The 25,073-nt window shown below is 71.1% G+C and carries 18 protein-coding genes; 2 read left to right on the forward strand and 16 right to left on the reverse strand.

Annotated elements, in window-relative coordinates; genetic code table 11:
* Positions 1 to 52: 52 nt before the first annotated feature.
* Positions 53 to 457 carry a GtrA family protein gene (locus tag ACGFQ9_RS27575; RefSeq protein WP_393577573.1) on the reverse strand — a complete coding sequence of 135 codons (405 nt, stop codon included), beginning with the start codon at positions 455 to 457 and terminating at the stop codon, positions 53 to 55.
* Positions 458 to 474: 17 nt separating this feature from the next.
* Positions 475 to 1,410 (reverse strand): glycosyltransferase, encoded by a 936-nt coding sequence (locus tag ACGFQ9_RS27580; RefSeq protein ID WP_393577421.1) that lies wholly within the window; start codon positions 1,408 to 1,410, stop codon positions 475 to 477.
* 128 nt (positions 1,411 to 1,538) lie between these two features.
* Here ACGFQ9_RS27580 and ACGFQ9_RS27585 point away from each other — a divergent pair, with 128 nt between their 5' ends.
* Together ACGFQ9_RS27585 and ACGFQ9_RS27590 are read left to right on the forward strand one after the other, a co-directional pair.
* The gene (locus ACGFQ9_RS27585) at positions 1,539 to 4,409 is read left to right on the forward strand and encodes a CDP-glycerol glycerophosphotransferase family protein (RefSeq protein WP_393577422.1); all 2,871 of its coding nucleotides are present in this window, start codon (positions 1,539 to 1,541) and stop codon (positions 4,407 to 4,409) included.
* Complete coding sequence (locus ACGFQ9_RS27590) at positions 4,406 to 5,560, forward strand: glycosyltransferase (RefSeq protein ID WP_393577424.1); 1,155 nt, start codon at positions 4,406 to 4,408, stop codon at positions 5,558 to 5,560. Before ACGFQ9_RS27585 ends, ACGFQ9_RS27590 begins: the two co-directional genes overlap by 4 nt.
* Positions 5,561 to 5,680: 120 nt before the next feature.
* On the opposite strand, the gene galE is transcribed toward ACGFQ9_RS27590, so the two are convergent.
* The 14 genes from galE to mrdA all read right to left on the reverse strand — a co-directional run bounded on the left by galE (position 5,681) and on the right by mrdA (position 25,057).
* On the reverse strand, positions 5,681 to 6,676 hold the full coding sequence (galE, locus tag ACGFQ9_RS27595) for a UDP-glucose 4-epimerase GalE (RefSeq protein ID WP_393577425.1): 996 nt from the start codon (positions 6,674 to 6,676) through the stop codon (positions 5,681 to 5,683).
* 107 nt (positions 6,677 to 6,783) lie between these two features.
* Positions 6,784 to 8,403, reverse strand: a complete 1,620-nt coding sequence (locus tag ACGFQ9_RS27600) for a glycosyltransferase family 2 protein (protein ID WP_393577427.1) — start codon at positions 8,401 to 8,403, stop codon at positions 6,784 to 6,786.
* A 78-nt stretch (positions 8,404 to 8,481) separates the two neighbouring features.
* Positions 8,482 to 9,927 carry a GTPase ObgE gene (gene obgE / locus ACGFQ9_RS27605; protein ID WP_393577429.1) on the reverse strand — a complete coding sequence of 482 codons (1,446 nt, stop codon included), beginning with the start codon at positions 9,925 to 9,927 and terminating at the stop codon, positions 8,482 to 8,484.
* Between the two features lie 150 nt (positions 9,928 to 10,077).
* Complete coding sequence (rpmA, locus tag ACGFQ9_RS27610; protein ID WP_008738950.1) at positions 10,078 to 10,332, reverse strand: 50S ribosomal protein L27; 255 nt, start codon at positions 10,330 to 10,332, stop codon at positions 10,078 to 10,080.
* A gap of 14 nt (positions 10,333 to 10,346) precedes the next feature.
* On the reverse strand, positions 10,347 to 10,667 hold the full coding sequence (rplU, locus tag ACGFQ9_RS27615; protein WP_365107718.1) for a 50S ribosomal protein L21: 321 nt from the start codon (positions 10,665 to 10,667) through the stop codon (positions 10,347 to 10,349).
* A gap of 239 nt (positions 10,668 to 10,906) precedes the next feature.
* A complete protein-coding gene (locus tag ACGFQ9_RS27620; protein WP_393577430.1) occupies positions 10,907 to 14,911 on the reverse strand; it encodes a ribonuclease E/G in 4,005 nt (1,334 codons plus the stop codon).
* 235 nt (positions 14,912 to 15,146) lie between these two features.
* On the reverse strand, positions 15,147 to 15,926 hold the full coding sequence (locus ACGFQ9_RS27625) for a TIGR03936 family radical SAM-associated protein (protein WP_393577431.1): 780 nt from the start codon (positions 15,924 to 15,926) through the stop codon (positions 15,147 to 15,149).
* Positions 15,927 to 15,999: 73 nt separating this feature from the next.
* Positions 16,000 to 17,046, reverse strand: a complete 1,047-nt coding sequence (locus tag ACGFQ9_RS27630; protein WP_393577433.1) for a hypothetical protein — start codon at positions 17,044 to 17,046, stop codon at positions 16,000 to 16,002.
* 14 nt (positions 17,047 to 17,060) lie between these two features.
* On the reverse strand, positions 17,061 to 17,486 hold the full coding sequence (locus ACGFQ9_RS27635; protein ID WP_393577435.1) for a PIN domain nuclease: 426 nt from the start codon (positions 17,484 to 17,486) through the stop codon (positions 17,061 to 17,063).
* A gap of 1 nt (position 17,487) precedes the next feature.
* On the reverse strand, positions 17,488 to 17,706 hold the full coding sequence (locus tag ACGFQ9_RS27640; protein WP_393577437.1) for a type II toxin-antitoxin system VapB family antitoxin: 219 nt from the start codon (positions 17,704 to 17,706) through the stop codon (positions 17,488 to 17,490).
* An 88-nt stretch (positions 17,707 to 17,794) separates the two neighbouring features.
* Positions 17,795 to 19,720 carry a TIGR03960 family B12-binding radical SAM protein gene (locus ACGFQ9_RS27645; RefSeq protein WP_393577439.1) on the reverse strand — a complete coding sequence of 642 codons (1,926 nt, stop codon included), beginning with the start codon at positions 19,718 to 19,720 and terminating at the stop codon, positions 17,795 to 17,797.
* Positions 19,721 to 19,872: 152 nt separating this feature from the next.
* Positions 19,873 to 21,393, reverse strand: a complete 1,521-nt coding sequence (locus ACGFQ9_RS27650; RefSeq protein WP_393577441.1) for a CHAD domain-containing protein — start codon at positions 21,391 to 21,393, stop codon at positions 19,873 to 19,875.
* A gap of 285 nt (positions 21,394 to 21,678) precedes the next feature.
* Positions 21,679 to 22,878 carry a rod shape-determining protein RodA gene (gene rodA, locus ACGFQ9_RS27655; RefSeq protein ID WP_393577443.1) on the reverse strand — a complete coding sequence of 400 codons (1,200 nt, stop codon included), beginning with the start codon at positions 22,876 to 22,878 and terminating at the stop codon, positions 21,679 to 21,681.
* A gap of 7 nt (positions 22,879 to 22,885) precedes the next feature.
* Positions 22,886 to 25,057, reverse strand: a complete 2,172-nt coding sequence (gene mrdA / locus ACGFQ9_RS27660) for a penicillin-binding protein 2 (protein WP_393577445.1) — start codon at positions 25,055 to 25,057, stop codon at positions 22,886 to 22,888.
* Positions 25,058 to 25,073 lie beyond the last annotated feature (16 nt).

A 25,073-nucleotide genomic window follows, 5' to 3' on the forward strand; every position in this document is an offset into this window, starting at 1 on the left:
CCGGATACAGCCCTCAATCTACGGGGTTCCGGGGAACGGGCGCCTGCCGGTTTCAGACCGTGGACCTGTCGGCCACCGGCTCGGCCTGGGCCTGTGCGGCCCGGGCGGCGCCGGGCACCAGGATCTTCCGGGAGAGGAGGTAGGTGAACGGGATCGCCACCACGGCCGCGGCCAGCGGGGCGATCTTCGTGTTCATCCCGGCCCAGGTGACCAGCGCGTACAGCCCGGCGGACTGGATCACGTAGTTGGTGACGTTGGTGAGCGGGAAGAGCAGGAACTTCTTCCAGGTGGGCCGGGTGCGGTAGGTGAAGTAGGTGTTCATGAAGAACGACCCGATCATCGCCAGCACGAAGGCGAGGCTGTACGCGGCGAAGTACGGCATCCACGGGTGCAGCAGCAGGTAGATGCCGAAGAAGGTCGCCGTGTTGACCCCGCCCACCAGGGCGAAGCGGAACATCTGGCCCAGCTGGTCCTTCACCGGATGTCGGTCCCGTGGGATTCCTTGACCAGGAAGTGCGGGCGCCGCTTGGTCTCGTAGTAGATGCGGCCGATGTACTCGCCGATGAGGCCGAGCATGGTCATCTGGACACCGCCCAGCGCCACTATGATCGCGACAAGGGTGACGTAACCGGGCGTCTTGACGCCGGTGGTGATCGTCTGCCCGATGATCCACAGGGTGTAGAGCGCACCGATCGCGGTGAGCGCCGCACCCATCCAGATCGCCAGCCGCAGCGGCCGGTTGTTGAACGAGATCAGCCCGTCCATGGCGTAGTTCAGCAGCGAGCCGAACTTCCACTTGGTCTCGCCGGCCTCGCGCTGCGCGTTCTGGTAGTCGAACGTGACCGTGTCGAAGCCGATCCAGGAGAACAGGCCCTTGGAGAAGCGGTTGTACTCCTGGAGGGAGACCAGCGCGTCCACGGCGGCCCGGGACAGCAGGCGGAAGTCGCCGACGCCGTCCATCAGCTCGACGTCCACCCACCGGTTGACCATGCGGTAGTAGAGGCGGCTCAGGGCGCTGCGGACCTTCTTGTCGCCGTCGCGGTTGCGGCGGGCGATGATCTGGTCGTGGCCGAGCGCGTACAGGTCCAGCATCTTGCCGATCAGCTCCGGCGGGTGCTGGAGGTCGGCGTCCATGATGACCACGGCGTCGCCGGTGGCCTCCTTGAGGCCGGCCAGCATGCCGGCCTCCTTGCCGAAGTTGCGGCTGAAGGAGACGTACCGGGTCTGCTCGGGATTCGCCTCGGCGATCTTGCGCAGCTTCCCGAGGGTGCCGTCGCGACTTCCGTCGTCGACGTAACACACCTCGTACTCGATCGGGAGGGCACCGAGGACCTTGCGGATCTCCGTGTCGAAGCTGTCGATGACTGCTTCTTCGTTGTAGCAAGGAACGACTACGGACAGCTTCGTCATGAACACTTCCTGCTGGGTCTGATCCGCATGCCCTAGAAGTATGCACGCCCGGCGGTCGGCTGCCGGAGCCGAGTGGAACACACGGTAGTTTTGACGGGATAAGCGGAACGGAACAAATAGGGATCGAGGTGCACGTGCCTGACGTCTCCGTGGTCGTCATCGTCTACAACGACGCAGAGCGTCTGCCGACAGCCGTCCAGTCGGTCATCGACCAGACGCTGCAGGGCGTCGAGGTCGTGATCGTCGACGACTGCAGCAAGGACCGTTCCTTCGAGGTCGCCAAGGAACTCGAAGCGGCGCATCCCGGCAGAGTGCGCGCCTTCCAGCTCCCGCAGAACAGCGGCGGCTGCGGTGCGCCCCGCAATCACGGCATCCAGCAGGCCACCGGTACGTACGTCATGTTCCTGGACAGCGACGACGTCCTGGAGCGCAACGCCTGCCGGAACATGCTGGACGCGGCCGAGCGGACCGGGGCGAACCTGGTCTCCGGCATGTGCGTGCGGGTCCACCTCGACAGCCGGTGGAGCAAGACCACCGAGTGGTACCCGTGGATCTACTCGCGCACCCGGACGCTGGAGTCGATCACCGAGGATCCCGATCTCCTGGTGTACGACACGCTCTCCACCAACAAGTGCTACCGGCGGTCGTTCCTGCTGGAGCAGGGGCTGGAGTTCCCGGTCGGCATCCACTACGAGGACCTGCTGTTCTCCGCCCAGGCGTACGTCGCGGCCGGCCGGATCGCCCTGATCCCCAACCACGTCTACTTCTGGAACGTGCAGGAGAAGGCCACCTCGAAGTCGATCAGCAACCGGCGCCACGAGATCGCCAACTTCGTGCACCGGATGGAGATCCACCGCCGCGTCGACGCCCTCCTCGCCGAGAAGGGCCACGACGAGATCAAGTCGGCCAAGGACGCCAAGTTCCTCAAGCACGACCTGGTGCTGCACCTGCGCGACCTGCACCTGCTGGACGACGAGTACCGGCAGGAGTTCGCCCGGCTGGCCAACGGCTACCTGGAGGGCATCGACCCGGCCGCGTACGACCAGGTCAACCACCTCCAGGCGATCTGCGCCTACCTGCTCGGCAAGGAGGACTGGGTCAACCTGCTCTCCGCCGCCGAGTCGATGACCAACCGCGGCCGGCTGACCTCCTCCCTCGCCGAGCGCGACGGCCGGATCTACTGGTGCGCCGAGCATCTGGACGACGCCGAGGCCCGCCGCATACTGGACGTCACCGAGCAGGGGTTCCACACCACCCCGCTGGGCTCGCTCGCCCTGGGCAACCGGCTGACCTCGTACGAGGACGACGGCCGCGGCACGGTCACCCTGTCCGGTTCCGTGGTGAACCCCCTGCACCGGATCGCCGACGACGCCCCGCTCAAGGCCGAGCTGGAGTTCCGCGCCCGCCGCCAGATCGGCGTCAAGTCGTTCAGCTTCCCGGTGGAGAAGATCGATCACGCCGGTGACACGATCGAGTGGTCCGTGAAGGCCGACATCGGCAAGACGGTCCGGCCGCTGGGCATCATCGACGCGGTCTGGGACGTCCGGCTGAAGCTGACCGCCGGCAAGAACCGGATCAGCACCCGCGTGGCGGTCGGCGCCGTCGACCTGGAGCGCGCGGCCAAGCTGCGCGTCCGCCCCCGGCTGACCCGCCTGGTCTCCGACCGCTTCGAACCGGAGATCACCAAGAAGGGCAACCTGTCCTACGTGCTGACCGCCGAGGGCGCGGCCGCCGTACGCACCCAGGCGCTGATCAACGGCGCCATGCACGGCAAGGCCGCCGGCGTGGTCAAGCGGAGCCTGAAGAAGGCCCTGAAGACCAAGCGGAACATCGGCTCCGGCGAGCAGAAGGTGAAGATCTACCACGAGGTCTTCTCGAAGCTGCCGGTCAGGAAGGGCCTGGTCGTCTTCGAGAGCCACATGGGCAAGCAGTACAGCGACAGCCCCAAGGCGATCTACGAGGAGATGCTCCGGCAGGGCGTCGACTTCGAGGCCGTGTGGTCCTACGCGGGCGCCAAGCCCACCGGCTTCCCCAAGGACGCCACCCTGGTCAGGCGGTGGAGCTGGCAGTACCTGCGGGCGCTCGCCCAGGCCGAGTACTGGATCGACAACCAGGGCTTCCCGCTGGCCCTCACCAAGCGCCAGGGCACCACGTACATCCAGACCTGGCACGGTTCGGCGCTCAAGCGCATGGGCTTCCACGAGCCGCGCACCAAGGCGCTCGGCCAGGACGGGCAGGCGAAGTTCCAGGCCGCGGTGGACCGTTTCGACCACTTCCTGGTCCGGTCCGAGCACGACACCCGCACCCTCGCCAAGGCCTTCCGGCTCCGCGACACGGTGCTGCTGCGCGTCGGCTACCCGCGCAACGACGCCCTGGTGGAGGCGCACGGCGCCGAGGCGCAGAGCGGCGAGCGGGTCCGCGGCCCGCTGGCCGCCGAGCTCGGCATCGACCCGGAGAAGAAGGTGCTGCTCTACGCGCCGACCTTCCGGGCCGCGGCGGACGGCTCGGTGGAGGGCTTCACCTTCCCCTTCGACGTCGAGGAGTTCGCCGAGCGGCTGGGTGACCGTTTCACCCTGCTGGTCCGCACCCACTACCTCAACAGCGTCAGCCTGCCGCCCTCCGTGGCGGGCCGGGTGATCGACGTGTCCAAGCACCACGACATCACCCCGCTGCTGGCCCTGGCCGACGGCCTGATCACCGACTACTCGTCCGTGATGTTCGACTACGCGGTGCTGGACCGGCCGATGCTGTTCTTCGCCTACGACTACGAGGCGTACGCGTCGGACCTCCGCGGCACCTACTTCGACCTCAAGGAGAAGGCGCCCGGCCCGGTCGTGGCCACGGCGGACGAACTCCTCCAGGCGCTCTCCGCCTTCGAGGAGGCCGACGCCAAGTACGCGGAGGCGCGACAGCGTTTCCTCGCCGAGTTCGGTGAGTACGACCGCGGGGACGCCGCCCGCCGGATCGTCGAGAAGTTCTTCCAGGGGAGCGGCAAGTGAGCCAGGGCCGTGACATCTTCTTCGTGTCCAACAGCGTCGACGAGATCGGCGGGGTGACCACCTGGTCGCACCAGATGGCCCGGCTGCTCACCGACCGCGGGCACCGGGTGCACCTCGTCGGCATCTGCCCGGTGGAGGAGAACATCCGGCAGAGCTTCTCCGCGGAGCTGCCGTACGCCACCACCACCCTGTACGACGAGCGGCCCCCCTCGCCGCGCACCCTGCGCGGCATCAAGGGAAAGCTGAACGCGCCCGAGCGGCGCCGCCAGGCCGCCCGCCGGGCCGGGATGCTGGAGCAGGCGGAGAAGCTGAGCGCGCTCTTCCGTGAGGCCGCGCCCGGTGCCGTGGTGATCTGCACCCAGGTCTGGGCGATGGAGTGGGTGGCGCTCGCCGACACCAAGGGGCTCACCGTCATCGGGATGAGCCACGAGTCCTACGAGGCCAGCCACAAGTCCTCGCGGGCCGCCCGGGTGCGGCGCCACTACAAGGACGTCGACCGGCTGCTGGTGCTCACCCCGGAGGACGCGGACCTGTGGATCCGCTCCGGGATGGACAACGTGGGATCCATGCCGAACCCGCTGCCGTTCATGCCGGACGCGCCCGCACCGCGCGAGGCGAAGGTCGTCGCCTCCGTCGGCCGGCTCGCCTTCGAGAAGGGCGTGGACCTGCTGCTCGACGCCTGGTCGGAGACGGCCCCGCTGCACCCCGACTGGACCCTGCGGATCTACGGCGCCGGCCCGGAGGAGGCGAGCCTGCGGGCGTACTGCACCTCGCTGGGCCTGGACGACTCGGTGGAGTGGATGGGCAGCACCGGCGACGTGCTGGGCGCGCTGCGCGGGGCCTCGGTGTTCGCGCAGGCGTCCCGGGCCGAGGGCTTCCCGATCACCCTGCTGGAGGCGATGGCGGCCGGTGTGGCGCCGGTCGCGTTCGACTGCGCGCCGGGCGTCCGGGAGATCGTGTCGCACGGCGAGGACGGCCTGCTGTCCCGCCTGGGCAACACGGTGGAACTGGCCGGGCACCTGAGCCGGCTGATGTCGGACAAGGAGCTCCGGGACCGGATGGGTGACACCGCGTTCCGGGACGTGAAGCGCTACTCCAGCGCGGAGATCACCGACCGCTGGGAAGAGCTCTTCTCCTTCCTCCAGCGCTAGCACCCGCGGCGCGAGGCGCCACATGGAACGGCGGAGGCCGCCCTCCCCTTCACGGGGAGGGCGGCCTCTCGCGTTGCACGGGCCCGTGCCGGGCCTCCGCCGGACGGCCCGGGGTGGTGGCTAACGCTCGCGGTGCGCGAGCTTCTTGTTGGCCTGCCAGCCGGCCCAGGCCGAGACGATCATCTCGCGCACGTCGTGGCGGGCCTTCCAGCCCAGCTCCCGCGCGATCCTGTCGGCGGAGGCCACGACCTTCGCCGGGTCGCCGGGGCGGCGCGGGGTGACCACGGGCTCGTGGTCGTGCCCGGTGTTCTCGTTGAGCAGCCCGACCATCTCGCGCACGGAGACGCCCTCGCCGCGGCCGATGTTGACGGTGAGGTCCCGGTACTCGCCGGCGCTCGCCCACTCGGCCAGCTTGCGGGCGGCCGCCACATGGGCTTCCGCGAGGTCCTCGACGTGGATGTAGTCGCGGATGCAGGTCCCGTCCGGGGTCGGGTAGTCGTCGCCGAAGATCCGGGCGCCCTCGCCCCGGTCGTAGCGCTCGAAGACCATCGGGACCAGGTTGAACACGCCGGTGTCGGCGAGCTCGGGGGTCGCGGCGCCCGCCACGTTGAAGTACCGCAGGCAGGCGGTGGAGATGCCGTGCGCCTTGCCGGCCGCGCGGACCAGCCACTCACCCGCCAGCTTGGTCTCGCCGTACGGGCTCAGCGGCGCGGCCGGGGTCTCCTCGGTGACCAGGTCCACGTCCGGCATGCCGTACACCGAGGCCGACGAGGAGAAGAGGAAGTTGCGGACGCCCGCCCTGGCCACCTCGCCCAGCAGGACCTGCAGACCCTCCACGTTCTCGTGGTAGTAGTACATCGGCTTCTCGACGGACTCGCCGACCTGCTTCTTGCCGGCCAGGTGCACCACGCCGGTGATCTTGTGCTTGCGGAGGGTCTCCTCCACCACCAGGTGGTCCAGGACCGAGCCGATCACCAGGGGGACGCCCTCCGGTACGCGGTCCTCGTTGCCGGTCGACAGGTCGTCGAGCACGACGACCTTCTCCCCCGCGAGCAGCATCGCGCGGACGACGTGCGAGCCGATGTAGCCGGCCCCTCCGGTGATCAGAAACGTCATGCGGTTCTCCCGAGTCCTGTGTCCATGTCTCCAGCGTGCCGCGCGTGCGGAACGGCACATCGTGTCCGACGCGCCTCGCGGCCCGGCGGTTCTCCCGTGCGGAACCGCTAGCGCGCTCCCCGTCCCAGCCGGGCCCGGCCGAGGCGGTTGCGCACGAGGTCGGCCGCACCGTCGGCGCCGGGCGCGAGGCGCAGCGCGAGCGATCCGGCGGCCGTCCGGTACGGCTGCGCCAGCAGCACACCGTACCGGCTGCTGGGCAGCGCCCGCCTCCGCAGCAGGTCACCGAGGGGGCGCAAGGAGGTGAGCAGGGTGCTTCCGTCGGCACACTCCACGCCCACCCGGACGTCCCAGGCCTGCATGCCGCGCAGGCCCAGCCGACGGCCGGTGACGGCCAGCGCGGCGGGCTTGAAGGGCAGTTCGGCGGTCCAGGTGCCGTCCGCGCCGGGGCGCAGCTCCACCGGGTGCCCGCTGACCGGTTCGCCGCCCCCGCGGGGCAGGAACCGCAGCCGCGCGGTGCGCGGACCTGCCGCGGCCAGCCGCCCGTACAGGTCGTGGACGCGGACGGTCAGGGCGCCGGAGCCGGCCGGTTCGGCGTCGACGGTGACCGGGAGTCCGTCGACCGGCAGGGACCCGAGGCCGTCGAGCTCGGCGGTGGGCAGCTCCTCGCTCCACACCGGGGTGCCGTCGGCTGACTCGGCGTAGGGGGGCAGCAGGCGGGGAGGTTCGGCGGCGAACCGGGTCAGCCGCTCCACGTCGGCCGGCGGCGTCTCGGAGGCGCGCAGCACACGGACGATCCACCGGGCCTTGGGGGCGGCCGCCTCGACGGCGGCCTCGTCGAACCCGGCGACGTAACGGCGGGTCAGGTCCCACCAGTCCTGCCGGTAGCCGGGATCCTTGCCGAGCTCGCGCAGGTACATGCGCAGGTCGTACTCCAGGAACTTGACCTGGCAGGCGAGCCCGAGCAGCGGGGAGGCGGCGGCGAGGATCCCGTGGGCGGTGCGGTGGGCCTCGATCCGGGAGCGCCAGTTGCCGACGTCCTTGCGGTCCAGGGAGATGGAGACCTGGGCGGCGCTGCGCCGGACGTGCCACACGTACACGAGGTCGTCGACGACGGCGATGCGCGGGGCCGCGGACAGGACGCGGGCGGTGAAGACGAAGTCCTCGTAGACGAACCGGCCGTCGGGGAACCGGATGCCGTGCTCGTCGAGGAAGGCCCGGGCGTAGAGCTTGTTGACGCACAGGGTGTCACGGACGAGTTCGGGCCGGTCCGCGGGGTTCTCGATGACCTCGCCCGGGGTGAGCAAGCCGGGCATCCACGGCACGTCGTTGCCCTGCGGCAGCTCGCGGCGCACGCAGGAGCCGACGGTGACCTGCGCACGGTGCTTCTCGGCGGCGCGCAGCAGCGCCTCGGCAGCGCCCGGCGGCAGGACGTCGTCGCTGTCGAGGAAGAGGACGTACGGCGCGGTGGCGGCCGCGATGCCGTCGTTGCGCGGGGTGCCGCAGCCGCCGCTGTTCGCCTCGCGGTGGATCACCTTCAGGCGCGGGTGCGCGGCGGCGAGCTCGTCCAGCACCCGGCCGGTGCCGTCGGACGATCTGTCGTCCACCGCGATGACCTCGCTGACCGCCGGGCCCTGGGCGAGGGCCGACGCGACGGCCTCTCCCACCAGCCCGGCGTCGTTGTAGGCGATCACGACGACGCTGACGCTCGGAGCGCTCGGAGTACTCACCGGACGGATCCTACGGGAGCGCGGAAGCGGCCGGTCCGGGTGCCCGGACCGGCCGCTACGACCGCTCGCCCGCCTGCCCTAGAAGGGGCGGAACTCGTCGAACTCGCGCTGCGCGGCGTCGCCGCGCTGGGCTTCCTTCTCCTTGCGCCGCTGGGTGGCCGGGCGCGGGGCGTCCAGGCGGTGGTCCTCACCACGGCGGCCCAGCATCTCGGCGCCGGCCTGGAGGGTCGGCTCCCAGTCGAACACCACGGCGTTCTCGTCGGAGCCGATGGCCACGCCGTCGCCCGCGCGGGCACCGGCCTTCATCAGCGCGTCCTCGACGCCGAGGCGGTTGAGGCGGTCAGCGAGGTAGCCGACGGCCTCGTCGTTGTTGAAGTCGGTCTGGCGGACCCAGCGCTCCGGCTTCTCGCCGCGCACCTGGTACACGTCCTCCGCCTCGTCGTAGGTGACGGTGAAGCCGGAGTCGTCCACGGCCTTCGGGCGGATGACGATGCGGGTCGCCTCCTGCTTGGGCTTGCGGGCGCGGGCCCTGCCGACGATCTCGGCGAGGGCGAAGGAGAGCTCCTTCAGGCCGGTGCGGGCGACCGCGGAGACCTCGAAGACCTTGTAGCCGCGCTCCTCCAGGTCGGGGCGGATCATCTCGGCGAGGTCCTGGCCGTCGGGGATGTCGACCTTGTTGAGGACGACCAGCCGGGGGCGCTTCTCCAGGCCGCCGCCGTACAGCTTGAGCTCCTCCTCGATGACCTCGAGGTCGGAGACCGGGTCACGGTCGGACTCCAGGGTGGCGGTGTCCAGCACGTGCACCAGCACCGAGCAGCGCTCGACGTGCCGCAGGAACTCCAGGCCCAGGCCCTTGCCCTGGCTGGCGCCGGGGATCAGGCCGGGGACGTCGGCGATGGTGTAGACGGTGGAGCCGGCGGTGACCACGCCCAGGTTCGGGACCAGCGTGGTGAAGGGGTAGTCGGCGATCTTCGGCTTGGCCGCGGAGAGCACCGAGATCAGCGAGGACTTGCCGGCGCTCGGGTAGCCGACGAGGGCCACGTCGGCGACGGTCTTCAGCTCCAGGACGATGTCGCCCGAGTCGCCGGGCTCGCCGAGCAGCGCGAAGCCGGGGGCCTTGCGGCGGGCGGAGGCCAGTGCGGCGTTGCCGAGGCCGCCGCGGCCGCCCTGGGCGGCGACGTACGTGGTGCCCTCACCGACCAGGTCGGCGAGGACGTTGCCCTGCTTGTCGAGGACGACCGTGCCGTCGGGGACGGTGAGGACCAGGTCCGTGCCGTCCTTGCCGGAGCGGTTGCCGCCCTCGCCGGGCTTGCCGTTGGTGGCCTTGCGGTGCGGGCTGTGGTGGTACTCCAGCAGGGTGGTGATCGACTGGTCGACGACCAGGATCACGTCACCGCCGCGGCCGCCGTTGCCGCCGTCCGGGCCGCCGAGCGGCTTGAACTTCTCCCGGTGTACGGAGGCGCAGCCGTGGCCTCCGTTACCCGCGGCGACGTGCAGCTCGACGCGGTCCACGAAGGTGGTCATGGTTGTTCCTCCAGATGTACAGCGATGTACGGAAAAGTCTTGCGTTACAGCCTGTGTAACGCGCCGAGGGCGGACCCGCTTCCCGGCTTGCGCCGGGAAGACTCAGATCCGCCCTCAGTGAGTTTCGAACGCCTTGATCAGATGATCAGATCAGGCGGCCGGAACGATGTTCACGACCTTGCGGCCACGGTGGGTGCCGAACTGCACCGCGCCGGCCTGCAGGGCGAACAGCGTGTCGTCGCCACCACGGCCGACACCGGCGCCCGGGTGGAAGTGGGTGCCGCGCTGGCGGACGAGGATCTCACCAGCGGAAACGACCTGACCGCCGAAGCGCTTCACGCCGAGCCGCTGGGCGTTGGAGTCGCGACCGTTCCGGGTGGACGATGCGCCCTTCTTGTGTGCCATTGCTCAGTCCCTCTTTACTTCGCGGCCGTCGGGATGGACGTGACCTTGATCGCCGTGTACTGCTGACGGTGACCCTGGCGACGGCGGTAGCCCGTCTTGTTCTTGTAGCGCAGGATGTCGATCTTGACGCCCTTGTGGTGGTCCACGACCTCGGCCTGGACCTTGATGCCCGCCAGGACCCACGGGTCGCTGGTCACGGCGTCGCCGTCGACAACGAGCAGGGTCGAGAGCTCGACCGTGTCGCCAACATTGGCAGTGGAAATCTTGTCAACCTCAACGATGTCGCCGACAGCAACCTTGTGCTGGCGACCACCGCTGCGCACGATGGCGTACACGCGGATCTCTCTCTCGCTCGAAATGAAACCCCTGAAGCCAGCCGTCTCCCGCCGAACGCGGGGCGGCCTCCCCCGGACCGCGCAGCGGCTCGGGAGGTGAGGTGCTCAGTGGCTGGCGTGCACGTAGACACGCCGACGGTCAAGGTTACGGGGCCGGGTTTGAGAGGTCAAACCGGGCCCCGCGACCCCGCCCGCACCCGTGGTCCCACAGGGGACCTCGGGTGCGGCAACGGCTGCGATCAGGCGTCGGTGGCGGCCGAGACGGACGGAGCGGTCTGCTCCGCCGCCGCGGTCTTCTTCGTCGCCTTCTTGGCCGTGGTCTTCTTCGCCGTCGTCTTCTTGGCGACGGCCTTCTTCGCGGTCGTCGTCTTCTTGGCGACGGCCTTCTTCGCCGGGGCCTTCTTGGCGGCCGTCTTACGGGCCGTCTTCTTGGCCGGGGCGGCCTCCTCGGCCTCCGCCGCATCGGCGCCCGCCTCGGCGGGCTCGGCGGCCTTGGCCTCGGCCTCCGGTGCGGCCACCACCACGACGGCGGCCTCGGCACCCGCCGGCGAACCGGCCGGCGCGGTGGCCTTGCGGGTGGCACGGCGGCGCGGACGCGCCGGAGCGGCCTCCACGACCGGCTCCGCGGCCTGCTCCGCGACCGGCGCGGGCTCCGGCTCGGCCACCGGGGCGGCCTCCGGCTCGGGCGCGGTCCCGGCCACCGGGACCACGACCTCGGCGACGGCCGGGGCCTCCGCCTCGGCAGCCGGCTTCGGCGAACCCGCCGGAGCGGTCGCCTTGCGGGTGGCACGGCGGCGCGGACGCGCCGGAGCGGCCTCGGCGACCGGAGCGGCCTCCACGACCGGCTCGGGCTCCGCCTCGGTCACGGCGGCGGCCTCGACCGTCACCGCGGCCTCCACGGCCTCGGCGACGACCTCGGCGGCCGGCTCCAGGACGGTGTCCGCGGGCTCGGTCACCGGCTCGGCCTCGACCACCGGCTCGGCGGCAGCGGCACGCGGGGCGGCACCGCGCGGGGCACCGGCCGGAGCCGTGGCCTTGCGGGTGGCGCGGCGACGGTTGCGGCGCGGGCTCAGGCCCGCCGCGGCCTCCGCCTCGGCCGGGCTGCTGTAGAGCTCCTCGTCCGGGACGAACGCCGGCTCGGGCAGCGCCACCGGCACGGCGGCCTCCGCAGCGACCTCGGCCTCGGTCTCGGTCTCCACGGCCACGGCGGACGCTGCGGACTCGACGGCCTCTACCTCGTGCTCGTGCTCGTGGACACGGCCGCCGCGCTTCTTGGCGCGCTTGCCGTTGCCACCGCCGCCGACGGCCGTCGGCTGCTCCATGTGCACGATCACACCGCGCCCGTTGCAGTGGACACAGGTCTCGGAGAAGGACTCCAGCAGGCCCTGGCCCACCCGCTTGCGGGTCATCTGGACCAGGCCCAGCGAGGTGACCTCGGCGACCTGGTGCTTCGTACGGTCCCGGCCCAGGCACTCCAGCATGCGCCGCAGCACCAGGTCCCGGTTGGACTCCAGCACCATGTCGATGAAGTCGATGACGACGATGCCGCCCAGGTCGCGCAGCCGCAGCTGGCGCACGATCTCCTCGGCCGCCTCCAGGTTGTTCCGGGTGACGGTCTCCTCGAGGTTGCCGCCCTGGCCCGTGAACTTGCCGGTGTTGACGTCGATGACGACCATCGCCTCGGTCTTGTCGATCACCAGGGAGCCGCCCGAGGGCAGCCACACCTTGCGGTCGAGCGCCTTGGCGAGCTGCTCGTCGATCCGGTACGTCGCGAAGACGTCCACCTCGGAGGTCCAGCGCTGCAGCCGGTCCGCCAGGTCCGGCGCCACGTGCGAGACGTAGCCGTGGATGGTCTCCCACGCCTCGTCACCGCTGACGATGACCTTGGAGAAGTCCTCGTTGAAGATGTCGCGGACGACCCGGACCGTCATGTCCGGCTCGCCGTACAGCAGGCTCGGCGACGAGGTCGAGATCTGCTTCGACTTCTTCTGGATGTCCTCCCACTGCGCCTGCAGGCGCTCCACGTCGCGGCGCAGCTCGTCCTCGCTCGCACCCTCGGCGGCGGTGCGCACGATGACGCCCGCGTCCTCGGGGACGATCTTCTTGAGGATGGTCTTCAGGCGCGCGCGCTCGGTGTCGGGCAGCTTGCGGCTGATGCCGGTCATCGAACCCTCGGGCACGTAGACCAGGTAGCGGCCGGGCAGCGAGACCTGCGAGGTCAGACGGGCGCCCTTGTGGCCGATCGGGTCCTTGGTGACCTGGACCAGCACGGACTGGCCGGACTTCAGGGCGGACTCGATCCGGCGCGGCCCGTTGGCCATGCCGAGCGCCTCGAAGTTGACCTCGCCGGCGTACAGGACGGCGTTGCGGCCCTTGCCGATGTCGATGAACGCGGCCTCCATCGACGGCAGCACGTTCTGGACCTTGCCCAGGTAGACGTTGCCGACGTACGAGGTGGCCTGCTCCTTGTTGACGTAGTGCTCGACGAGCACGTTGTCCTCGAGGACGCCGATCTGGGTGCGCTCGCCGTTCTGGCGGACCACCATCACGCGCTCGACGGCCTCGCGGCGGGCCAGGAACTCGGCCTCGGTGATGATCGGCACGCGGCGGCGGCCCTGCTCGCGGCCCTCGCGGCGGCGCTGCTTCTTCGCCTCCAGGCGGGTGGAGCCCTTGATGGACTGCACCTCGTCGGACGTCTCCTTCTCCCGGGCCGGGCGCGGCTCGCGGACCTTGACGACCGTACGGACGCCGTCCTCCTCGGCGGCGGCCTCCTCGGCACCGGTGTCACCGGAACGGCGACGGCGGCGGCGACGGCGACGGCTGGAGCTGGTGCCGAGCGCGGCACCCTCCTCCTCCGACTCCTCCTCGTCCTCGGCCTCCTCGGCCTCCTCCTCGGCTTCCTCGGCGGCCTCGTCCAGCTCGGCGGACTCGCCCCGGCGGCGACGGCGGCCACCACGACGGCGGCGGCGCGACGGACGCTCGTCGGCTTCCTCGGCCTCGTCCTCGCCGAGCTCGGCGGCCTCTTCGGCCTCCTCCTCGACCTCGTCCTCAGCCTCGATACCGGGCTCGATCACGGCCTCGGGCTGCGGCTCGGCGGCCACGGCGGCACCGCGGCGACGGCGACGGCGGCCGGAGGGCTGCTCCACGGGGGCCTGGACCTCGGCGACGGCCTCGGTCTCCTCCTCCTCGAGCTCCTCGACCTCGGCCTCGGCGGCACGGGCGGCGGCGACGGCCGCGGCGGCGGTCTCCGGGGTCTGGAACATCGGCTCGGTGAACACCGGGGCCTGGAACACGGCCACGGCGGGGCGCGCGGCCCGGCGCGAGCGGGCCGGGGCCTCGGCCTCCGGCTCGGCGGCCGGGGCGGGCGCGGCGGCGGCCTCGGGCTGCCGGGCGGGCGCGGCGGCGCGGGTGGCACGGCGGCGGGTACGGCCCTTGGGGGCGTCGACGGCGTCGGCGACCGTGAAGGTCACCGGCGCGGCGGGAGCCTCCTCGGCGACCGGGGCCTCGACGGCGGCAGCGGCCTCGGCCTCGGCGGCCGGAGCGGTCGCGGCACGCGTGGCACGACGACGGGTACGGGCCTTCGGCGCGGCCTCCTCCACCGGAGCGGCCGGAGCGGCCTCGGCGGCAGCCTCCACGACGGGCGCCTCAACGGCAGCCGGGGCCTGCGCCTCGACGGCAGCCGGGGCCTGCGCCTCGGCGGCGGCGGGCGCGGCAGAGGCACGGGTCGCACGGCGGCGGGTACGGGCCGGAGCGGCGGCCGGAGCTTCCTCCACCACCGGAGCCGGCGCCTCGGCGACCGGAGCCTCGACGGCGGCAGCGGCCTCGACCTCGGCCTCGGCGGCCACCGGAGCGGCCGGAGCGGTCGCGGCACGCGTGGCACGACGACGGGTACGGGCCTTCGGAGCTGCCTCCTCCACCGCAGCGGCCGTAGCGGCCTCGGCGGCGGCAGCCTCCACGACGGGGGCCTCAGCGGTCTCCGCGGCAGCGGCCGCGGCGGGCGCGGCAGAGGCACGGGTCGCACGGCGGCGGGTACGGGCCGGAGCGGCGGCCGGAGCTTCCTCCGCCACCGGAGCCGGCGCCTCGGCGACCGGAGCCTCGACGGCGGGAGCCGCCTCGGCGGCCGCACCGGTGGCTCCCGGCGGGCCGGCCGGGCGCGACGCGGCACGACGGCGGCGGCGCGGCGGCAGGTTGTCGCTGGGGCTGTCGCCACCGGCGGCGGGGTTCTCGATTTCGTTGTTGAGCATGCGGGCGGTTCTCCCGTCACGCCCCCTGGGCACCGCGGCTGACATCCGGTCCGGCACGGCTCCGCACGATGAATGCGGAGCCTGCCTCCGGGGCGCGTTCGCCTCACGGGAGCTGTAGGTCCAAGGCCGCCGGTTCCGTACGCGAGGTGCGTACGGCCTGGCGGAAGTCTTCAGGTCTGTGCGCGGCCCGACCCAGGGTGGCTCCCGAGTGCCAGGACTGCGCGTCGACACGTCCTTACGCGGCGGGACCTTCCGGCGCCTTCGCGGCGGCGGTCGCGGCGGCCGTGGGTGGGGCGGCCGTGACAGCCTCGCGGTCGGGCGCGAGCGGGTCGGTCACCGTGCCGGACTCCTCGTCGAAGAGCCCCTGCGCCAGCCTGGTCACCGCTGCGGGGACCGGCGGCGCCAGGTCGGCCACAGCTCGGAGACCGGACAGGACGTCGTCGGGTCGCACGGCAGGTGTCACGTGCCGAACAACCAGCCGCAGTATCGCACAGGCACTGTCCGGCGTCCTATCACCCGGAGCGGGAGCCGCTTCCAGGCTGACCACGGCGCCCCGGGTGTCGAAGGTCCGCATGCCGTTCTTGGTCCGGCGCTGGACCTCGACCGCCTCGGCGGCGAGGAAGACGGCCGCGGCCCGCTCGGCCTCGGTGGCCTCCACGCCCTCCAGGCGCAGCTCCCAGATGGACGCGGTCAGCCTGTCCGCGAGGCCCGAGGTGCGGGCCTCCACGGCGTCGGTGATGTCCAGGCCCGCCGGCAGCGACTCGTCGAGCAGCTCGCGGAGCTTCTCGGGGTCGCGGTGGGCGGTGAGGGCGATCTCCAGGTACTCCGCCTCGCTGCCGGTACCGGTCGGAGCGGCATTGGCGTAGCTGACCTTCGGGTGCGGGGTGAAGCCCGCCGAGTAGGCCATCGGCACCTCGGCGCGACGCAGGGCCCGCTCGAAGGCGCGCTGGAAATCGCGGTGGCTGGTGAACCGGAGGCGGCCGCGCTTGGTGTAGCGCAGTCGGATGCGCTGCACCGCCGGTGCGGGCGGTGGGCCTTCGGGCTGTCGCTTGCCCAGTGGTTCTTCTCCTTGTGCGGGGCGCGAGCGCTCAGGCTCCGCCCTGTGACGTCTTTCGCAGCCGGTGCGGCTCCGGGGCCGCGCCCACGGCTGTCGTACTACCCAGAGTACGCGCCCGTGACCTCGCCGGTTCCCGGGGCGGAGTACCCCACAGCGCCCGGCGCACCTGCGCCCGGGCCTCGCGTACGGCGCCCCGCACGGTCCGCCAGGCATCCCTTACGGCGTGCCCCACCGGCGTGAGCACGTACTTGTACACCCGGCTCACGGGCCACCCGACGGTCACCCAGCCCACCCACTTCGCGGCCCGCCACAGCGCCCGCAGGATCCTCCCCGCCACGTGCCAGGCCCACACGAGCACCTGCCAGACCGGGCGCAGCAGGTACCTCCACACCTGCGCCGCGAGCCACCCGATCCCGATCCCGGCCGGCTTGATCCCGTACGTCCACACCTGTACGCCGAGCCACCCCAGGGCAACCCCGACGGGCCTCACAGCATGCCGCCACAGCCGAACCGCGACCCACACCGCTGCCAGCCCCAGCGGCCTGACCGCATAACGCCACAGCCCGACCCAGGGCCACACGAACACCGACATGGCCAGCACCCACCCCAGCCGGGCCAGCGCCTTCCCGACCGGCCGCAGCAGGTACCGCCACAGCACCTCCCCCGCCCACCCGGCGGCCACCGCCAGCGGGTGGAGCACCCACCGGTAGAGGACGGACCCGACGGGCGCGAGCAGGTACGCGTACACCCACGAGGCCAGCCACCCCACCCCCAGCCCGACGGGCCGCAGCACGTACCGCCACAACCCGGCCCACGGCCAGACGAACACCAGCTTCAGCAGCACGACGCACACCCATGCCAGCGCCCTCCCCGCCGGCACGAGCACGTACCGGTACAGCGGGTGCACCAGGTACTCGTACAGCGGCCGCAGCAGGTACCGCTGCACGCCCCGCGCCGCGACGACGACCAGATCCCATACCAGCCGCACGGGCAGCACGACCGCCACGGCAATGGCCTTGGCCACCGCCCCCAGACACCCTCCGGCGGCCGGCGGATCCTGCTTCGTCATCGCGTTCATGTGTGTCAGGACACTCAGTCGATGCTTCCGGGTTCCGCGAGCCAGCGGGTACGGACGTCCAGGATTCCGCCGATGTTGTCGAAGTCCCGGTCGTAATGGAGAACCGTTCGGCCGTGCGCACGAGCGGTGACCGCGACGAAGAGGTCGGCAGCACCGACCGAGCGATGCCTTCCAAGGTCAGTGAGCGCCTCCTGGAGGGCGAGCACCTGCTGCCAGCCGTCCTCGGGAACCGGGCACCAGCCGTACAGGTTCCGCAGCTGGTCCTTGATCTGCTTGTACTCGCTCTTCGACCGAGCGGAGTAGAGCATCTCGAACTCGGTGGGCTCACACACCGAAATGTGGCCGCTGCGCAAAACGTCGAGCCATGCCTCACGCACGCCGGTGCGGAGGATTCGAGCTGCGGCCGACTTGTCGATCAGAAACTCTTCGGATCGCGGCATCTCAGCGCCAAGCCTCTTGTTCGAAACCAGGATCGAGGATCGCGTCGAAGGCACCCGCTTCAGTGAGTTCGATCAGCTGCTCCAGCGCCGCCTCTCGCCGGACCCGTGCTCCTATTTCCGCGAGCGCCGCGTTGACGGTGTCCTTCTTCGTCTTCGTCCCCAGCGCCTGCGCGGCCAGCGCGAGCGCCTCCTCGTCGATATCGATCACGGTCTTCGCCATAGATAGCACCTCCGACCACGAGGATATCCGGAATGGATGCACGGAGATACACGAAAGCCCCCCTCGAAAGGGGGGGCTTTCGCGACGGCTACTTGACCACGGTCAGTGGCAGCAGCTTCTTGCCCGTGGGGCCGATCTGGATGTCGAGTCCGAGCTGAGGACACACGCCGCAGTCGAAGCACGGGGTCCAGCGGCAGTCCTCGACCTCGGTCTCGTCGAGGGCGTCCTGCCAGTCCTCCCAGAGCCAGTCCTTGTCGAGGCCCGAGTCCAGGTGGTCCCAGGGGAGGACTTCCTCGTACGTGCGCTCGCGGGTGGTGTACCAGGCGACGTCCACGCCGTACTCGGGGAGGGTCTTCTCGGCCGCCTGCATCCAGCGGTCGTACGAGAAGTGCTCGCGCCAGCCGTCGAAGCGGCCGCCGTCCTCGTAGACCGCGCGGATGACGTCGCCGATGCGGCGGTCACCACGGGAGAGGAGGCCCTCGACGATGCCCGGCTTGCCGTCGTGGTAGCGGAAGCCGATGGAGCGGCCGTACTTCTTGTCACCGCGGATCTTGTCGCGGAGCTTCTCCAGGCGGGCGTCCGTCTCCTCCGCCGAGAGCTGCGGCGCCCACTGGAAGGGGGTGTGCGGCTTGGGCACGAAGCCGCCGATGGAGACCGTGCAGCGGATGTCGTTCTGGCCGGAGACCTCGCGGCCCTTGGCGATCACGTTGACGGCCATGTCGCCGATCTGGAGGACGTCCTCGTCGGTCTCCGTGGGCAGGCCGCACATGAAGTAGAGCTTCACCTGGCGCCAGCCGTTGCCGTACGCCGTGGCGACCGTACGGATCAGGTCCTCCTCCGAGACCATCTTGTTGATGACCTTGCGCATGCGCTCGGAGCCGCCCTCGGGGGCGAAGGTGAGGCCGGACCGGCGGCCGTTGCGGGTCAGCTCGTTGGCCAGGTCGACGTTGAAGGCGTCCACCCGGGTGGAGGGGAGGGAGAGGCCGATCTTGTCTTCCTCGTAGCGGTCGGCCAGACCCTTGGCGATGTCGGCGATCTCCGTGTGGTCCGCGGAGGACAGGGAGAGGAGGCCGACCTCCTCGAAGCCCGTGGCCTTGAGGCCCTTCTCCACCATTTCGCCGATGCCGGTGATGCTTCGCTCCCGCACGGGGCGCGTGATCATGCCGGCCTGGCAGAAACGGCAGCCGCGGGTACAGCCGCGGAAGATCTCGACGGACATCCGCTCGTGGACCGTCTCGGCGAGCGGGACGAGGGGCTGCTTGGGGTACGGCCACTCGTCGAGGTCCATGACGGTGTGCTTGGACACGCGCCACGGCACGCCGGAGCGGTTGGGGACCACGCGGGCGATACGGCCGTCGGGCAGGTACTCGACGTCGTAGAAGCGCGGGATGTAGACCGAACCGGTCTTCGCCAGGCGGAGCAGGACCTCGTCACGGCCGCCGGGCCGGCCCTCGGCCTTCCAGGCGCGGATGATCTCGGTCATGTCGAGCACGGCCTGCTCGCCGTCACCGATGATCGCCGCGTCGATGAAGTCCGCGATCGGCTCCGGGTTGAAGGCGGCGTGGCCGCCGGCCAGGACGATCGGGTGGTCGACGGTGCGGTCCTTGGCCTCCAGCGGGATGCCCGCCAGGTCCAGGGCGGTGAGCATGTTCGTGTAGCCCAGCTCCGTGGAGAAGGACAGGCCGAACACGTCGAAGGACGAGACCGGGCGGTGGGAGTCCACCGTGAACTGGGGGACCCCGTGCTCGCGCATCAGGGCCTCCAGGTCGGGCCACACGCTGTAGGTGCGCTCGGCGAGGACGCCCTCGCGCTCGTTGAGTACCTCGTAGAGGATCATGACGCCCTGGTTGGGCAGCCCGACCTCGTACGCGTCCGGGTACATGAGCGCCCAGCGGACGTCGCAGCTCTCCCAGGGCTTGACGGTGGAGTTGAGTTCACCGCCGACGTACTGGATGGGCTTCTGCACATGCGGGAGCAGCGCTTCGAGCTGGGGGAAGACCGACTCGGACATCACGCGACTTTCGTGAAGCGGGCAGGGGGAGACATTCCAGGGTACCCGAGCCCCGGACGGCCCCTGTCGGCGTTGATCACCGGTCAGGGGCCCCTCATGATCCACGGCCGGGAGGCGCGCCGCCCGCCCCGCCCCCGGCCGGCCGCCCGCGGCCGTCAGCCCAGGGCGGCCCGCAGGTCGGGGTCGGAGGCCTCGGCCCAGAGTGCGGGGAGGCCGTTCTCGCTCCGTTCCGCCCGTGCCTCCTCGCGGCCGTGGAGGAGACCCCAGGTGAAGGAGGGCTCCCCGGCGCCGTGGGCCTGGTGGGCCAGGTCGAGGAGGGCGGTGCGGGCGACCACGCTGTCCTGGTGGTCGCCGAGCAGGGTCTGGACCGACTTCATGGCCTTGGTGATCGCCCTGGCGGGCTTGCCGAGCGCCGGTTCGGCGGCCTCGGAGGCGTAGCGGGCGCGTTTGGCGGCCTTGCGGGCGTCGTGCAGGACGTGGTCGCGTTCCGCCCCCGGGTCCAGGGACAGGGCGTGGTCGACGCGGGCGGCGAGCCGGCCGTAGTCGCGCAGGATCGCCTTCGGCAGGGCCTTGGCGGCGGGTTTCGCGGCGCCGGGGAGCAGTGGCGGGTCGGCGAGCAGGCCCTCCAGGGCGTCGAGGAGGGCGAGGTGGCGGGCGCTGTCGAGGGCGGCGAGGGCCTGGCGGCGGGAGCCGGAGCGGCGGGCTTTGTTCCAGGTGCGGAGGCGGCGGCGGGCCGGTCCGGAGATGAGCGTGCGGGGGAGTTCGGCGAGCAGGGTCAGGAAGTGCTCGTGGAGGACTTCCTGGTCCCGGTCGACACCGAGTTCCTGGCCGAGCCAGCGCAGCTCCTCACCGATCGGATCGGTCACCTCCCGGTCGAGGACCTTTCGGTAGCTCTTGAAGGCACTGCGCATGCGGCGGGCGGCGACCCTCATCTGGTGCACGGAGTCGGGCTGGTCGCGGCGTACGGCGGGGTCGTAGGCGATCAGGGCGTCGAGCTGTTCGCGGAGGTACGCCAGGACGTACGCGCCGGCCGTGGTGTCGGCCGGGTCGGGGCGGGGGCGGGAGGGGGGCTCGGTGCCGGTCTCGGCGAGGGCGCGGGCGAGTTTGGAGGGGGCGTCGGAGACCTTGAGTCCGGCCTTCCTGAACGTCTTCTCGACGGCGTCGAGAAGGGCTGGGTCGATGCCGTCGGCGAGTTCGACCTCGACCTCGGTCCAGGCTGCGGTGGTGTCCTCGCGTTCGGCGGTGACTGTGTCGGTGCTGAGTTCGGCGAGGAGGTAGCCGTCGGCGTCGAGGAGGTGGCTGATCCGGCGCGAGGAGAGCAGCCGGACCTGGGGTTCGAGGCGGCTGTCGCGGACGCGGGAGCGGACGAGGGCGGCGAGGGGCCGGGGCAGGGTGTCGCTGAGGGCGGCCTGCACCTCGTCGCGGACTCCGGGGGCGACGGGGAGTTTGAGGTGCCAGCCGGCGTCCTCGCCGCCGGTGCGGCGGCGCAGGGTCAGGCCGTCGGCGGCGAGCCGCTGGTCCGGGGTGTCGTAGTAGACGGCGTCGAGGTCGGCGGTGCCCTGGTCGCGTACGGCGGCGATGCCGGCCGTGCCCGTCAGGTCGGGTACCCCGCGTCGTTCCGCCTTGGGCTTCGTGAACTCGAATTTCCGCTCGATTTCGCGCTTCGTGTCCGCCATGGATCGAACGTAGTCCTGAACGGGGCGCGGCGCGGTGGTTAACGGGAGATTCGGCCGAGATCCGCGGCGGGGCGGGCTCGTGGTGGGGCCGGGCCCGCGGTGGGGCCCAGCCCAAGGGGCGGGGCTCCGGCGGGGCGGGGGCAGGCAGAGCGGAGCGGGGGTGTCCCGGTGTGCCCACCCTCCCCCAAGCTCTCGACTTCGCTCGAGCAGGGGGGACCCCCATCGCCCTGCGGGACGCCTGCCCACACCGGGGGGGCCTGCCCACACCGGGCGGGCGGGCGTCCGTTATGCGCTTATCGGGCGTTGGACGCGGATGGACTGGAGTAGGCCGACCGCGACCCAGACGGCGAACATCGAGGAGCCGCCGTAGGAGACGAAGGGCAGCGGGAGGCCCGCCACCGGCATGATGCCCAGGTTCATCCCGATGTTCTCGAAGGCCTGGAAGGCGAACCAGGCGATGATCCCGGCCGCGACGATCGTCCCGTACAGCTCGGTGGTCTCCCGGGCGATCACACAGGCCCGCCAGAGCACCACGGCGAGCAGTCCGATGATGGCCAGGCCTCCGACGAAGCCCAGCTCCTCCCCCGCCACCGTGAACACGAAGTCGGTCTGCTGCTCCGGCACGAACTGTCCGGTGGTCTGCGGGCCCTTGAACAGGCCCGAGCCCGTCAGCCCGCCGCCGCCGATCGCGATCCGCGCCTGGTTGGTGTTGTAGCCGGCGCCGGAGGGGTCGAGCTCGGGGTTGGCGAAGGCGGCGAAGCGGTTGATCTGGTACTCGTCGAGCACGCCCAGCTGCCAGATCAGGATCGCGCCGCCGATGCCGGAGCCGACCAGTCCCAGCACCCAGCGGTTGGAGGCGCCGGAGGCCAGCAGCACGCCGAGCACGATCACCACCATGACCATGACCGAGCCGAGGTCGGGCATCAGCATGACGATGCCCATGGGCGCGGCGGCCAGGCACAGCGCCTTGACCACCGTCCGGTGCTCGGGGTGTGCCAGATCGCCCGCGTCCACGCGGGCGGCCAGCAGCATCGCCATCACGAGGATGATCGTGACCTTGACGAACTCGGAGGGCTGGAGGGAGAAGCCGCCGCCGATCACGATCCAGGCGTGGGCGCCGTTGATGGTGGCGCCGAGCGGGGTGAGCACCGCCGACACCAGGATCAGCGAGAGCCCGTAGAGGACCGGCACGGCACCGCGCAGGGTGCGGTGGCCGAGCCAGACCGTGCCGATCATCAGCACCAGGCCGATGCCGGTGTTGAGCAGGTGGCGCCAGAGGAAGTACTGCGGGTCTCCCTGGTTGAGCGTGTCCCGGTGACGGGTGGCGGACCACACCAGCAGGGCGCCGATCAGGGACAGCGAGAGCGCGGAGAGCAGTATCGGCCAGTCGAGCCGGCGCATGACCGAGTCGCGGGCCGTCAGACGGGCCATCGGGCCCTTCTTCGGCGCGTACCGGGATACGGAGAACGTTTTGGCGGTCGGCATCTTCGGCTCAGTCCTGCAGATGTCGGGGCGGGGCGGGGGGACCGGCGAGTCCTGGCGTCAGCTCCTCCTTGGTCGGAGGCACGTACGGCTTGACCTCGGGGGCCTGGATGGTGCCGTCGGGCTGGACGGTGGGCAGCTTCGCCTCGGGCTTGGGCAGCAGTGCCTTGCCGGTCGGCTTGCCCTCCATGGTGAGGCCGTACATCGCGTTGTAGATGTTGCGCACGGCGGGGCCCGAGGCGCCGGATCCGGTGCCGGCCTGGGAGATCGTCATCACGATGGTGAAGTCGTCGGTGTAGGTCGCCAGCCACGAGGTGGTCTGCTTGCCGTAGACCTGGGCGGTGCCGGTCTTGGCGTGCATCGTGATCTTGTCCTGCGGCCAGCCGCCGAACCGCCAGGCGGCGGTGCCGCCGGGCTCGACGACGGACTGCAGGCCCTTGTCCAGGTCGGCGACGGTCTTGGCGTCGACCGGCAGCTTGGCGTGGACCTTGGGCTTGACCTCTTCCACCGTGCCGTCGGGGCCGATCGAGGCCTTGCCGACGATGGGGTGGTAGAGGGTGCCGCCGTTGCTGATGGCGCCGTAGATGGCGGCCATCTGGATGGGGGTGACAAGGACGTCGCCCTGGCCGATGGCGAAGTTGATGCTGTCGAAGGCCTTCAGCTGGTTGCCTTCGAGGCAGTTCTCGTACGCGATCTGCTGGACGTAGGTGCCGCCCTTCTTGCCCTCCCTGCACCAGGCGTCCTTGTTGGCCTCCCAGAAGCTCTTCTTCCAGTGGCGGTCGGGGATGCGGCCGGTGACCTCGTTGGGCAGGTCGATGCCGGTCTCGGAGCCGAGTCCGAACTCGCGGGCGGTCCGGTAGAACCAGTCGTGGGCGTCCTTCTTGGGGCTCAGGCCGCCGTCGCGCTGCCATTCCTTGTGGCCGAGGGCGTAGAAGACCGTGTTGCAGGAGAACTTGAGGGCGTCGCCGAGGGTGATCGGCCCGTGTCCCTTGGACTCGAAGTTGGCGAAGCTCCGGCTGCCGAGGCTGTAGGAGGAGCTGCAGTTGTACTTGTTGTCGAAGGGGTAGCCGGCCCGCACGGCCGCGCTCGCCGAGACCACCTTGAAGATGGAGCCGGCCGGGGCCTGGCCCTGGATGGCCCGGTTGAGCAGCGGGTAGTTGGAGTTCTTGCTGGTCAGCCGGGCGTAGTCCTGGCCGGAGATGCCGCCGACCCAGGCGTTGGGGTCGTAGTCGGGCTGGGAGGCCATCGCGACGACGCGGCCGGTCTTGGTCTCCATGACGACGACGGCGCCGGAGTCGGCCTCGTACTTGCGGCCGGTGATCTTGTCCGTCTCGTTGCGGACTGTCTTCATCGCCTGGGCGAGCTCGTACTCGGCGACGGCCTGGACGCGGGCGTCGATGCTGGTGACCAGGGTGGACCCGGCCACGCCAGGGTCGGACTGGGTCTGGCCCATGACCCGGCCGAGGTTGTCGACCTCGTAGGAGGTGACCTGAGCCTTGCCGCGCAGCTGCTTGTCGTAGGTGCGTTCGATGCCGGAGCGGCCCACCTGGTCCGAGCGCAGGTGCGGGGAGTCGCTGTCCTTGGCCTTCTGGATCTCGTCGTCGGTGACCGGCGAGAGGTAGCCGAGCACCTGGGCGGTGCGGGCTCCGCCGGGGGCCGGGTAGCGGCGCACCGCGGTGGGTTCGGCGGTGATGCCGGGGAAGTCCTCGGGGCGCTCGCGGATCGTCAGGGCCTGCTGGGTGGTGGCTTCGAGGGTGACCGGGATCGGCTGGTACGGGGAGCCGTTCCAGCAGGGCTTGGGGGTCTTGGAGTCGCAGAGCCGGATCTTGTCCATGACGTCCTGCGGGTTCATGCCCAGGACTCCCGCGAGGCGGGTCAGGACGGCCTTGCCCCTGTCCTTTATCCTCATCAGCTCGGTGCGCGAGGCCGAGACGACCAGGCGGGTCTCGTTGTCGGCGATCGGGACCCCGCGGGCGTCCAGGATGGAGCCGCGCACGGCGGGCTGCACGACCCGCTGGACGTGGTTGCTCCGGGCCGCGTGGGCGTACTCGTGGCCCTGGCGGATCTGCAGGTACCAGAGCCGTCCCCCGAGCGTGAGCAGCAGGGAGAACACGAGCACCTGGATGATGACGAGCCGGATCTGCACCCGGGGGGTGCGGCCGGTCTCCGGGATGTTGGTCATGCGTCGTGTTCCCCCG

The organism is Streptomyces sp. NPDC048603 (assembly GCF_043199475.1).
Classification (GTDB): Bacteria; Actinomycetota; Actinomycetes; order Streptomycetales; family Streptomycetaceae; genus Streptomyces.